Source organism: Agrobacterium sp. 10MFCol1.1 (assembly GCF_000381165.1).
GTDB classification, from domain to species: domain Bacteria; phylum Pseudomonadota; class Alphaproteobacteria; order Rhizobiales; family Rhizobiaceae; genus Agrobacterium; species Agrobacterium tumefaciens.
The window spans coordinates 326,478-339,264 of the sequence record NZ_KB906075.1 but is presented as its reverse complement, the minus strand read 5'-3'; the positions used below and the strand labels follow the sequence as shown (position 1 = coordinate 339,264).

The window sequence follows — 12,787 nt, the reverse complement described above, 5'->3', positions numbered from 1 at the left end:
TTCTTGCGCTCAGACCAAGTCTGACTTAGCCTCGCAGCATCATGAAACTGCCACCGCTCGCCACCCTCCGCGCGTTTGAAGCTGCGGCCAGAAGGACAAGTTTTTCCCTGGCCGCGCAGGAACTCGGCATGACGGCGACGGCCGTAAGCCAGCATGTGCGCAATCTGGAAACATGGCTCGGCGCGCCGCTTTTCGAGCGCCATGCGAGAGGCGTAAGACTGACACCGGCGGGTCAGGAATTCGGCATGACGGTTTCGTCCGGCTTGGGGCAGATCGCTTCCGGTGCGGAACGGATCAGCCGGGGCCGAAACCGCATCACCGTTCATCTGGCGAGCCTGCCTTCAGTAGTTGCGCATTTTCTTACACCCCGCCTGCCCCGTTTCCGCGCGCTCTATCCAGACATACAGGTGTCAATCAGCTATTCCGGCAGGAATGAGACCACGCAGCCCGATCTCAGCATCACCCACGGCCCACGCCCTGCGCAAAAAGCCGTGGCGCTTTTCAGTGCCGAGACGCGCCCGACATGCGCACCCGCTTACGCCACGAAGTCCGGTCCCTTCGACGATGTCTCAAGCCTGCGGCGGGCTGAATTGCTGCATGACGCCACCGAGACGGCATGGCGGGACTGGCTGGCGACTGCTGGCCTATCCCTGTTCCAGGGCACTGGCCCAATCTTTGCCGACTTCAATCTGCTCGTGACCGCTCTCAAGGCGGGACACGGCATCGGCCTTTGCCCGACAGCGCTTCTTCGTGACGAAATCGCCGACGGTCAGTTGACCGTGCTTTTCGATCGGGCGGCCGATGCGGACAAATATTACTGGTTGATTGAAGCAGAAGAGATGACCGCATCGGCCCGACTCCTGTCGGACTGGCTTGTCGATGAGGCGCGCGAGAGCGGAAACCGGGGCGATTACTCCGCCGCGATGACTTGAGTCGAAGCGCGAGCCTTCTCTCCGTTTCTTTCCCTTACCGAAAGCCACTTGAGCAGCCAGGCTGAGGCTGCACAGACGATTGCAAACGCGACGAGACCACCGAAAACATCAGACAGATGATGACCGCCTTGAACGAGAACGGCGGGCAACATCAAGATATTGATCGGCAAGATCACCGCCATCACCAACCAGTGACGTGGAACGAACCATACGGACATCGCCGCCATGAAGGTGTGGAACGATGGGAAACCGATTAGCCCCAGCACGTTTTTGGGCGAAAGGTGAACAACCCCTTCCGTTATCAGGCGGTTCAACTCCTGCCCGTACGCATTATCAACAGCCAAGGGGATGGTCTGAGAAACCCATTGCGGCAATTGCACATAGGCGGATGGCCCAAATGACGGGAAAAATATCCAGAAGATTATACTTGCAAAAGCGCCCAGCACTCCCGTCACAAGGAAGTGGTGCAACATCCGCTCCTTGCCTGTAAAACCAAGCGTAATAACGATCACCAGAAGCTGCGGCAACGACGTCGCATAAACGAAAAACAGGATCGTTCCGATCCACGGATGTGTCGCCGCCCAAGTGACGATGCCCATCCAACTATAACCGAAGGCTGCATCCACACGGAAAAGCACATGATCGATTGCTGGGAACGCGACAGGCAGGAACATGTAGTTAAAGACGGACGCGACAAGCGTAAAAAGAATGAACAGTCCGCCTGCGATTAGCGCGGCAGCTATGCGAAGATCACGCCCGCTTTTGCGATAGAACTGACCGAGAATAAAAACGCCGGCGCCCATCGATCCGCATAATAAATATCCGGCGTAGTCAACCGCGATGCCTTTGACAGCGATCAGTACCGTATCGATAACGAATAAGATGGTGATAAAGCCAAGTACAAAACGCTCTGCCGCAAATAGTCGCATGGAATAGCCGCCCCGGTTCCAATCGACGGGACAGTAGGGTATTTAGCTTAATATTCATATAATGAAAGTATTATAAACAACCCACCGGCCGGGAGCCAGATCGGCGCGGCCACGCCGGCGATAAAGCGATTGCCGGTCGCCAGGAATGCGATGAAACCGAATGTCGCCGCTCCGATGTGCAGCCACAGTAGCGATGCCTCCACGAGATGACCACATCGCCCCGGCTTCTGTCGGACCGGCTTGTTGCGGAGGCGCGCGAGTACGAAAACCGGGGCGATTATTCCGCCGCGAAGACTTGGGCAGGAACTGCTGCCGCCTTGCCGGCCCGTTCCTTTGCCGACAGCCAGTTGAGCAGACGGCTCGAGGCTGCGCAAACGATAACAAAAGCGAAGAGGCCGCCAAAAATATCCGAGAGATGATGTCCGCCCTGAACGAGAACGGCAGGCAGCATCAAAAGATTTAGCGGCAAAATCACCGCCATCACCAGCCAGTGACGCGGAACGAACCAGACGGACATCGCCGCCATGAAGATGTGAAACGACGGGAAACCGATCAATCCCAACACGTTTTTAGGGGTGAGATAGCTTACGCCTTCCTGCCCCAATCGTATCAGTTCCTGTCCATAGGCAGGATCGACCGCCATTGGAATTGTCTCGGTGACCCATTGCGGCAGATCCAGATAGGCTTTAGCGCCGTAGGTTGGAAAAAATATCCAAAAGACGATGCTGGCGAGAGCGCCAAGCACCCCCGTTACCAGAAAATGGTGCAGCATCCGATCCTTGCCGGTAAAACCCAGCATGATGACGATCAACAGCAGTTGCGGCAGCGACGTCGCATAGACAAAAAACAAGGTTTTGCCGATCCACGGTTGGGTAGCAGCCCAGATGACAACATCCCGCCAGTTATAGCCGAGCGCGGCATCCACGCTCAACAACAGGGGATCGATCGCCGGAAACTGAACCGGCAGGAACATGTAGTTAAACACAGAGCCCGCCAGCGAAAAAAGGATGAACAGCCCAGCGGAAACAAGTGCAGCCGCTATGCGAAGATCACGCTCGCTTATCCGGTAGAACTGGCCAAGAAGAAAAACCCCGGTACCCGCCACCAGGCACAGAGAATATCCGGTATAGTCAACCTCAATGCCCTTCGTCATAATCAATGCAACATCGACAATAAATAATATAAAAATTACATTCAGTACAAAACGTTCTGCTATAAATAACTTCATAGAATTTACCCCAGACCCCTTCAGCGGAAATCTAGGTCCTTGGCATTAATATTCGGATAAGACGAGTACTAAAAGCCAAGCACAAACAACCCGGCTGCCAAAAGTGCGATAGGCACGGCTACGCCGACAATGACGCGTTGGCCGGCGGCCAGGAACGCTGTGAAACCGAGTGCTGCCGCGCCGATGCGTAGCCATAGCGGTGAAGCTTCAAGCGTTCCGGTTGGAAAGACGATCAGCTTGGCGGTGACGGCCATCACGAGCGCGGTGGCGACTGCCCTCACCCAGTATAGCGCCTCGGAATCCTCCTTCAGCCGGTTGCCGGCGAGCACGCCGAGCCAGCGCCAGAGATCGGTCGCCAGCCAGCCGGCAATGGCGATGAAGAGGTAGGGCGCCCACCACTGTTCGGTCATCATGGTTCGCTCTCCGGTGAGACGGGAATGATCTTTCGACGAAAGACGAAACGGTCGATCAGATAAGCCACCGTGCCGCCACCGATCCCGGCATAGAGTATGTCGAATTCCGGCGCGATTACCGCAAAGACCGGCCCCGCGATCACACCGATGATGAAGGCGACCTTGACGACGGAATGGCGGGCGGTCGCCCAGATTGACGCTATGAAATAGACAGGCGTCAGAAAAAACAGCACGCCTGCGACAAGCGGTGGAAACGCCGCGACGACGCCGTAACAAAGGCCGACAATGATAGCGTTGACGACGGTAAGGGTAATGCCGAAACCGGCAAACCACGCAGCCCGTGCTTCGCGCGGTATCTTGGAAAGGTTTTGCGTGGCGAAGACCCAGGCGGTGATCGCCACGAAGTGGGAGAGGAACAACAAAATCCATGTCGGCGTTTTTGCGCCACGTATCTCCGGAACGATGGAGGCAACCATGGGCATCATTCGCACCGATGACAGCGTCACCGCCAGAAAACACGCGGCAAGATTGGCGCCGCCGACCATCGAGCCGATCAGGATCATCTTGGCCGGCAAAGCCCAGATAACCAGCGTCATAAACACCGCTTCCCCACGTTGAACGCCCGATTCCAGCGCGAAGGCGCTAAAACCGACGAAGGATGTCATGAGAATAAGCGAGGGCAGCGAGAATATGCCCCGCATTCCCCTGAAAAACCAGCCGCGCAGGGGGATTGTATCGCTGTCTGCTGATTGCATTGCTTGGTCCACTAACGCATGTCGTCCGAAAGTGCGCAGCGGTTTCGGAATGACGAGAAAAATAAAGCGCGTTTCACGAATCCGGTAAAATCCGACGCGCTTCAGGCATGAAAATGCCGGGCTTTCGCCCGGCACCGTTTGTCGGTCGGAAGACCGTTATCATTTCTTCTTCAGCACCTTCGGCACCGTATTCGCCTTGCGGCGCGGCTTGCTCTCCTCGTCGGGCTTGCTCGCCTCGGCAACCAGAACATCCGCTTCCTCATTGGCAATCGCTGCCTTCGAGGCGGGCTTCGCCTTGGCCTTAGACGCCTTGCCCGGAGACTTGGCAGCATTGAGCTCTGCTTCCGGCTTCGGCTTTACCGGCGCTGTTTCCGGCAGAACCTCGAGCTTGAGGCCGTCGGAACCATCGTCCTTCTTGCCGACGGTGACGCTGACGACACCGCCCTTCTTGAGCTTGCCAAAGAGGATTTCGTTGGCGAGCGGCTTCTTGATGTGTTCCTGGATCACGCGCGACAGCGGGCGAGCGCCCATCTTCTCGTCGTAACCCTTTTCCGCCAGCCAGGAGATCGCGTCTTCGTGCAGATCGAAGGTGACATTCCGCTCGGAGAGCTGGGTCTCGAGCTGCATGACGAACTTCTGTACCACCTTGTGGATAACGGCAGTCGGCAGCGGCGAGAACGGAATGATCGCATCCAGACGGTTGCGGAATTCCGGTGTGAACAGGCGGTTGATCGCCTCTTCATCCTCACCCGTGCGTCGCGAAGAACCGAAACCGATGGCCGATTTTGCCATTTCGGAAGCACCCGCATTGGTCGTCATGATGAGGATGACGTTGCGGAAGTCGATCTTCTTGCCGTTATGGTCGGTCAGCGAGCCATGGTCCATCACCTGCAACAGGATGTTGTAGATGTCCGGATGGGCCTTCTCGATCTCGTCCAGCAACACCACGGAATGCGGATGCTGATCGACGCCATCGGTCAAGAGACCGCCCTGATCGAAGCCGACATAACCGGGAGGTGCACCGAGCAGACGCGAAACGGTATGGCGCTCCATATATTCCGACATGTCGAACCGCAACATCTCGACACCGAGCGAGGCGGCGAGCTGCTTGGCCACTTCGGTCTTGCCCACGCCGGTCGGGCCGGAGAAGACATATGAGCCGATCGGCTTGTTCGGTTCGCGCAGACCGGCGCGTGCCAGCTTGATGGCGGTGGCCAGCGCCTCGATGGCGATGTCCTGACCATAAACGACCGAGCGCAGTTCCTTTTCGAGGTTGGCGAGAACCATCTCGTCATCCTTGGAAACGGTCTTCGGCGGAATGCGGGCCATCGTCGCGATGGTTGCTTCGATTTCCCGTTCCGTGATCAGCTTGCGGCGCTTGGACGCCGGCAGCAACATCTGCGCCGCACCGGTTTCGTCGATTACGTCGATCGCCTTGTCCGGCAGCTTGCGGTCGGAAATGTAGCGGGCCGACAATTCGACCGCAGCCTTGATCGCTTCGTTGGAATATCTGAGGTGATGATAATCCTCGAAGTAAGGCTTCAGGCCCTTCATGATCGCGATAGCATCATCGATCGACGGCTCGTTGACGTCGATCTTCTGGAAGCGACGCACCAGCGCCCTGTCCTTTTCGAAGAACTGGCGATATTCCTTGTAGGTGGTCGAACCGATGCAGCGGATCGCGCCTGACGAGAGCGCCGGCTTCAACAGGTTCGATGCATCCATTGCGCCGCCAGACGTCGCACCCGCACCGATGACGGTGTGGATTTCGTCGATAAACAGGACTGCGCCGGGATATTCCTCGAGTTCCTTGACGACCTGCTTCAGGCGCTCCTCAAAATCACCACGATAGCGGGTTCCGGCCAGAAGCGTGCCCATGTCAAGCGAGAAGATCGTGTCATTGGCCAGCGCTTCAGGCACCTTGCCTTCAACGATACGCTTGGCCAAACCTTCGGCGATCGCCGTCTTGCCCACGCCCGGATCGCCCACATACAGCGGGTTGTTCTTGGAGCGGCGGCAGAGGATCTGGATGGTGCGGTTGACTTCCTCATGACGGCCGATCAACGGGTCGATCTTGCCGTTTTTCGCCTTTTCATTGAGGTTGACGCAATAGGCCTTCAGCGCATCCTGCTGTTTCTTGGCGGATGAGCCTTCTTCCTCGGGATTGCTGCGTGCAGCCTTGGGGTCGGCCTCCGGCTCGTCTGCGCCACGCGGAGCGCGGGTCTGCGACGTGCCCGGACGCTTGCCGATGCCGTGGGAGATATAATTGACCGCATCGTAACGGGTCATTTCCTGCTCCTGCAGGAAATAGGCAGCGTGGCTTTCGCGCTCGGCGAAAATGGCCACAAGCACGTTCGCTCCGGTCACTTCCTCGCGGCCGGACGACTGAACATGAATGACAGCCCGCTGGATAACCCGCTGGAAGCCGGATGTGGGCTTGGAATCCTCGTCATACCCGGTCACGAGGTTGGTCAGTTCGTTGTCGACGTAATCGCTGACAGTCTTGCGCAGCGCATCGAGATCGACATTACAGGCGCCCATCACGGCAGCGGCATCCGCGTCGTCGATCAGCGCCAGAAGGAGATGTTCCAGCGTCGCATATTCGTGGTGACGCTCATTTGCAAAGGTCAGTGCCTGGTGCAGCGCCTTCTCGAGACTTGGGGAAAAAGTTGGCACGTTGCGATCCTCATTTCTTTTCCATGACGCATTGCAGCGGATGCTGGTGCTGTCGGGCGAAATCCATGACCTGGCTTACTTTCGTCTCTGCGACCTCATATGTAAACACCCCACATTCTCCTACGCCGTGCTGGTGCACGTGCAGCATGATGCGGGTCGCCGCTTCGCGATCCTTCTGGAAAAAACGCTCCAGAATATGAATGACGAACTCCATTGGAGTGTAATCGTCATTCAGTAAAAGAACACGGTACAAATTCGGTCTTTTCGTCTTTGGCTTGACGCGGGTTATAACGGACGTTCCGCGGTTCGTACCGCCGTCTTCCCCGTCGCCCTCGCCCTGCATGTAGATCGGCTCAGCGATCATCTTTCATCATTCTCCAAACCGTTCTCAAACCGGCAGTCATCACCAGGAGGGAGAACTTCGCCTCTACATATCTAGGTCGTTAAGATCGGATTTTAAGCCCCCTGTGAAACGGTGCAATCACTATTGCGTTTGCGAAGAGGCAAACCTTGGGAAAAACAGGGGGCTTGCGATAGCATTGCGGGAAAGCGCGGTGCTATCCGCCTTTCCTGACGTGGTTTCAGCCTTGACGCCAAGCGCCTGCAAGGGAATCGCGAGCAACAGCGGACCTAATCTCACGCCCGCGCCATCCACCGTCATTCCTTGTTGTCGAGCATTTCGCGAACGGCGATCGCCAGCTGTTTCAGCGAGAAGGGTTTTGGCAGGAAGCCGAACTTGGCATCCGCCGGAAGGTTTTTCGCAAACGCGTCCTCGGCATAACCAGAAACGAAGATGAATTTCAGGTCGGGATAGGATTTGCGCAATTCCCTCAGGAGTGAAGGTCCGTCCATCTCCGGCATGACGACGTCCGACACGACGATATCGACCTTGCCTTCCAGCTCGTCCATCACTTCCAGCGCCTCGACACCCGAACCCGCCTCATGAACGGTGTAACCACGGGTTTCCAGCATGCGCTTGCCGCCGCGCCGCACTGCCTCCTCGTCCTCCACCAGAAGGACGACGGCGGAGTTGCCGGTCAGATCCAGCGGCTCTTCCTTCACCGGTTCGGGCAGAGCCACAGGGGCGAGTGCCGCTTCACCGGGCTGCTGGCCCGGAACGTGCACCACTTCCACCACGTGGCGCGGCAAATAGATGCGGAACGCAGTGCCTTTGCCCACTTCCGATTCGGGATAGATGTAACCGCCGGACTGCTTGACGATGCCATAGACCATCGACAGGCCGAGACCGGTGCCCTTGCCGACATCCTTGGTGGTGAAGAACGGCTCGAAGATCTTGTCCATGATCTCCGGCGGAATGCCGGTTCCGTTATCGGCGACCTCCACCATGACCATGTCTTCTGCCGGGACTTCCGGCCGACCGAGCGCTGCGGCTTCATCCGCATCCACATTGCGCGTGCGGATGGTGATCTTGCCGCCATCGGGCATGGCATCGCGCGCGTTGACGCAAAGATTGATCAGCACCTGCTCAAATTGCGACAGGTCGGTCTTCACCGGCCAGAGATCGCGGCCGTAATCCACTTCCAACTTGACATTGGTGCCGGAAATCAACCGGTCCACCAGCATGCGCAGGTCGCCGATAACGTCGGTCAGGTTGAGGATCGCCGGGCGCATCGTCTGTTTGCGCGAGAAAGCGAGAAGCTGTCGCACCAGCACCGCCGCGCGGTTGGCGTTGCGCTTGATCTCCATCAGGTCGGCGAAGCTCGGGTCTGCGGGCCGGGCCTGCAACAGCAGATGGTCTGATGACAACAGGATCGCAGTCAGCACATTGTTGAAATCGTGGGCGATGCCGCCTGCCAGCGTGCCGACGGCGTTCATCTTCTGCGTCTGCGCCATCTGGGTTTCGAGCGCCTTCTGCTCCGTCACCTCGATCGCATATACGATTGCCACCTCTTCGGGCGCCTCGTCGTCCTGATCTATGACGGCATTGACGTAAAAACGGAAATGGCGGCCCTCGTCGCTCGGATGGCGGGAATCGAACGGGGCGATATCGCCCTGCCGGTCCTTCGCCTCGGCCAGCGCCTGCTCAAGCCTGGGTTTCTCATTGTCGTGGATGATGGCTTCGAGGGCAACGCCGCGATCGATATCGTCACGCCCGACGACGCCGGAGAACAGCTTGAGGAATGGCGCGTTGATACGAAGAATGCGGCCTTCGCCGTCGAGCGAGGCAATCGCCATCGGCGTATTGTTGAAGAAACGCGTGAAGCGCATGGCGGACGAGGATTCCGTATCCTCCTGCCCTTTCGGACGCATCAGAACAATTGTCCGGCTTTCGCCGGGCGCGCCGTCCTTCGAGGTAACCTGATGCACGAGGCGGGCCGGCATGCTCTGGCCGTTGACCCGGCGCATGTCGAGATCGAGAATCTCGGTGCGCTTGGCTGAACCCTGCGGATGGACGGATTCGATCAGCGCCATACCCTCGCCGGCGACGATGTCCGACACAGTCATCGAACCGGGCGAAAATTGCGCGAGATCGATGCCGAGCCATTCGGACAGGGTGGCGTTCAGATAAACGATCTCACCCTTGCGACCTGCGGAAAAGAAACCGGCCGGCGCGTGGTCGAGATAGTCGATGGCGTTCTGCAATTCGCGGAAGAAGCGTTCCTGATCTTCCCGCTCAGGCGTGATGTCGGCGATCTGGAAGACGTGCAGCGCCTCGCCGCCCGCATCCTTCAGCACCCGACCTTTCAGCCGGTACCAGTGCGGCCCGCCGGAAGTGGCCTCCCCGAGCGGCTTGAGCAGACGGAACTCCTCGTAACCGTCACGCCCCTCCCGCAAAACATTGATGAGGCGATAGAGCGCTTCGGTCGATTCCCGGCTGCGCGAGAGCAACGTCTCCAGGCTCTGGATATCGCTCGCCTTCGTGGTGCCGCTCATCCGGCAATAGGTGGCGTTGGCGTAGACCATATGCCCCTTGGCATCGGTGATCAGCGTGCCGTCCGGGTGCGCCGACAGGAAACGGCGGGCCAGCCCGTCCGATTGCGACTGCGGCATGACCTCGATAAAACCGATGATCGACGACACCAGAAAAAAGATACCCATCATCGCCAGCACGCCGAGAATGCCGAGCACGATTTCGTTTTCCAGCGAATCCTTGAAATAGACGAAAGCAGCGGCGGCAGCGATGAGCACCAGCGCCAGCAGCAGAATCCGCAGAACCGTGCCGGAACGGGCACGCCTGTCCACCAGCGGAAGGTCGTTGTCGCTTGTCTCGCGCACCCGTGTCATCTTGGCCTCGCAGTCCTGCAGGTCGTCATTCGGTCAGCCCTATTTCCTCAACGGAATCGGGCAGTAGAATTTCTTGTAGCAACTCGCTTGACCGTCAAAAAGCTCCGCTGCACCACAAAGGCTTAAAATCGCACAGAGAAACGGCCCTAAAGAGGCGCAAATGCCTCAGAAGCCTATTTTGCGGCTGCAGGTCAGCGCTTTAACCTGGCATTGAATGCGCGGCGCGGAGCAGACGATATTGCCATCCGCAACCGTGCAAACCGAGCATCCATCCGTGAAATCGATACAGGATGGATTGTCTCTTACGAACTCAATCATGTTCGCAGGATTTTCGGACGCCTTGTCATCCGCCGTCGCGGCCTGAGCGGGAAAAACAAATCCCGGCAATCCAAATAAAACAACAAAAATGAAAACTCTTACCGGAAACCCGTCAACCAGCAATTTCGCAAGCATTTACAATCGCTCCTTCGAAGAGAGAATTGCAACCTTCATTGCTCCCCGGCATTGAAGGGAAAGATATGGCGCTTTGGAGGCGCCCGGCCGGCTGACGAGACGATCCTATGAAGCGATCCTGGGGACGAAATGAATAAACCTTGTATCACGCTTAAAAAAATCGTCTTTTCCTGCTTGACGTTCACATTATAAGAACCACGGCAATATTAATTGCACGAAAAAATCTGAAGGGATGATCTCCATGATGGAAGATTTTATCGGCACCTATGGAAACAATCTCATCGTCGCCGTCGTCGGTGTCGGTCTCGCCCTGCTTGTTCTGGCAATTGTTCTCTGGATACTGCGCAGGCGCGGCGGGGCGGCCCCGTTCATCCGTGGCGGTCGCAACCGGCAGCCGCGCTTGCAGGTTCTCGATGCGACGGCGGTGGACGCCCGGCGCCGTCTGGTGCTGGTGCGCCGCGACAATGTCGAGCATCTTGTCATGATTGGCGGTCCAACCGATATCGTCATCGAGAGTGGTATCGGCGCGATCCCAATCGTCAGGGAAGTGCGCGAACCGCAGGAAGCGGAACTCAAGGCGCTGCCGCGTCAGGACAGCGAACCTAAAAGGGCTGAACCGCCGATCCCTCGCGAAAGCCGCCCAGCTTTGCCACAGCAGCCAATCGCAGCAGCATCTCCAGCCTCCTTGCCGGAAGAGCCCGTAAAGCAGCCGCAGCGGCCGGAACCGCCTGCCCCGGCTGCTCGTGCAGCACCCACCCCTGCACCGGCCGCATCGCTGCCACCACGTCCGTCTACGCCGCCGCAACCCGTATCCACGCCCACGACGGCACGCGAGCCCGTTGCACCGATAAGACCAGCCGCCCCGGAAAGGGATATTACCCGTCCCGCGCCACCCCCGGCATCGGTCATTGCGGCACCGGCCGCCGCTGTTCTGCCTCTCGCCGCCGCATCGCTCGACATGCCCGCCGAGCGACCGGAACAGCGTCGCCCTGATCCCTTCGCGCCGGCCCCTCTACCCTCGGCGCCGCCCGCACCGCCTGTCCAGGCAACGGTTCCTGAAGAACGGCCGACGGTCGTTGCCCCGCCGGTTTTTGCCGCGCGCGAACCGGTCATCGACCAAACGAATGCCGCAGATTTTCTGGATGCCGCGCGCGAGCGCGTTCTACCCGGCCTGAAACCGGGGCAAGATGCGCCTGCGCCCTTTGCGCCAAAGCCTGAAAATCCGCCTGTCGTCTCCGCTAACGCCGAGCCGAAGTTTTCCGATGACCTTGCCAGCGATTTCGAAAGCTTTCTTGAGGCGGAGATCGCCAAGAGCAAGGATGCGGATAGCGAACAGGCAGTCGCCGCTGCTGCGGAAAAGCCAAAAACCGAACCCGTCTCGCCGCCTGTTACCGGTGCAACGCCGGATGGCGACATGCAGAAGGAAATGGCGCGTATTTTCGGCGAACTTTCCGTTACCCGCGACCGCTGACAGGTTCACATCTGTCGGCAGACAGACGTTCAAAACAAAAAAAGGGCGCGGAAACAAATCCGTGCCCTTTGTCATTTTGGTTTTGTTCATTGGCCGGCTCGCCGAAGCGCCCGGAGCAACGCTGCGCCTTATTCGTCGCGGTAGACTTTTTCACGACGCTCGTGACGTTCCTGCGCCTCAATGGACAGGGTCGCTATCGGTCGTGCGTCGAGGCGCTTGAGGCCAATAGGCTCACCCGTTTCTTCACAGTAACCGTAAGTGCCGTCATCAATCCGCTGAAGGGCAGAGTCGATCTTGGAGATCAACTTGCGCTGGCGGTCACGGGCGCGAAGTTCGATCGCCCGGTCAGTTTCCGAAGATGCCCGATCGGCTAGGTCGGGATGGTTGGCGCTTTCTTCGGCGAGATGTCCGAGGGTCTCGCGCGCTTCTCTCAGGATGTCGTTTCTCCAGGCCACCAGCTTCGCGCGGAAGTAGGCACGCTGGTTTGCATTCATGAACTCGTCGTCTTCCGAGAGCACATATTTGCTAAGATCGATCTTCTCACTCAACGCGATTCTCCTCGAAGAACATCTCAATGCGGCGGTGTATACTCCAATGATATAGGCTGATTCAAGTCTACAGATCAGTTTTCAGGCATTTTTAAAACTGACACAAAAATCATCTAAATGACTAATTTTTATCCTT

Annotated in this window: 11 protein-coding genes; 2 read left to right on the top strand and 9 right to left on the bottom strand. The window is 57.9% G+C overall.

Annotated features, from left to right (window positions below):
* The first annotated feature begins 41 nt into the window (after positions 1-41).
* Positions 42-932, top strand: a complete 891-nt coding sequence (locus F617_RS0112900; RefSeq protein WP_019565528.1) for a LysR family transcriptional regulator — start codon at positions 42-44, stop codon at positions 930-932.
* Here the strand turns inward: F617_RS0112900 and F617_RS0112895 are convergent.
* The 8 genes from F617_RS0112895 to F617_RS0112850 form a co-directional block, all read right to left on the bottom strand.
* Positions 911-1,861 carry a phosphatase PAP2 family protein gene (locus tag F617_RS0112895; RefSeq protein WP_019565527.1) on the bottom strand — a complete coding sequence of 317 codons (951 nt, stop codon included), beginning with the start codon at positions 1,859-1,861 and terminating at the stop codon, positions 911-913. The genes F617_RS0112900 and F617_RS0112895 overlap by 22 nt on opposite strands.
* A gap of 277 nt (positions 1,862-2,138) precedes the next feature.
* Positions 2,139-3,089, bottom strand: coding sequence for a phosphatase PAP2 family protein (locus F617_RS0112885; RefSeq protein ID WP_019565525.1), 951 nt, complete (start codon positions 3,087-3,089; stop codon positions 2,139-2,141).
* Between the two features lie 68 nt (positions 3,090-3,157).
* Positions 3,158-3,502 (bottom strand): AzlD domain-containing protein, encoded by a 345-nt coding sequence (locus F617_RS0112880; protein ID WP_003512818.1) that lies wholly within the window; start codon positions 3,500-3,502, stop codon positions 3,158-3,160.
* Positions 3,499-4,257 carry an AzlC family ABC transporter permease gene (locus F617_RS0112875; RefSeq protein ID WP_026330826.1) on the bottom strand — a complete coding sequence of 253 codons (759 nt, stop codon included), beginning with the start codon at positions 4,255-4,257 and terminating at the stop codon, positions 3,499-3,501. Before F617_RS0112875 ends, F617_RS0112880 begins: the two co-directional genes overlap by 4 nt.
* 159 nt (positions 4,258-4,416) lie before the next feature.
* A complete protein-coding gene (gene clpA, locus F617_RS0112870) occupies positions 4,417-6,933 on the bottom strand; it encodes an ATP-dependent Clp protease ATP-binding subunit ClpA (RefSeq protein WP_019565523.1) in 2,517 nt (838 codons plus the stop codon).
* 10 nt (positions 6,934-6,943) lie between these two features.
* Positions 6,944-7,297 carry an ATP-dependent Clp protease adapter ClpS gene (gene clpS / locus F617_RS0112865; RefSeq protein ID WP_003512812.1) on the bottom strand — a complete coding sequence of 118 codons (354 nt, stop codon included), beginning with the start codon at positions 7,295-7,297 and terminating at the stop codon, positions 6,944-6,946.
* Between the two features lie 293 nt (positions 7,298-7,590).
* On the bottom strand, positions 7,591-10,179 hold the full coding sequence (gene cckA, locus F617_RS0112855) for a cell cycle histidine kinase CckA (RefSeq protein ID WP_019565521.1): 2,589 nt from the start codon (positions 10,177-10,179) through the stop codon (positions 7,591-7,593).
* Between the two features lie 165 nt (positions 10,180-10,344).
* Positions 10,345-10,632 carry a hypothetical protein gene (locus F617_RS0112850; RefSeq protein ID WP_019565520.1) on the bottom strand — a complete coding sequence of 96 codons (288 nt, stop codon included), beginning with the start codon at positions 10,630-10,632 and terminating at the stop codon, positions 10,345-10,347.
* A 232-nt stretch (positions 10,633-10,864) separates the two neighbouring features.
* On the opposite strand from F617_RS0112850, the gene F617_RS0112845 reads away from it, so the two are divergent.
* Positions 10,865-12,103, top strand: a complete 1,239-nt coding sequence (locus F617_RS0112845) for a flagellar biosynthetic protein FliO (protein WP_019565519.1) — start codon at positions 10,865-10,867, stop codon at positions 12,101-12,103.
* A 128-nt stretch (positions 12,104-12,231) separates the two neighbouring features.
* Here the strand turns inward: F617_RS0112845 and dksA are convergent, their stop codons facing one another.
* Positions 12,232-12,651, bottom strand: a complete 420-nt coding sequence (gene dksA / locus F617_RS0112840) for an RNA polymerase-binding protein DksA (RefSeq protein WP_003512796.1) — start codon at positions 12,649-12,651, stop codon at positions 12,232-12,234.
* Positions 12,652-12,787 lie beyond the last annotated feature (136 nt).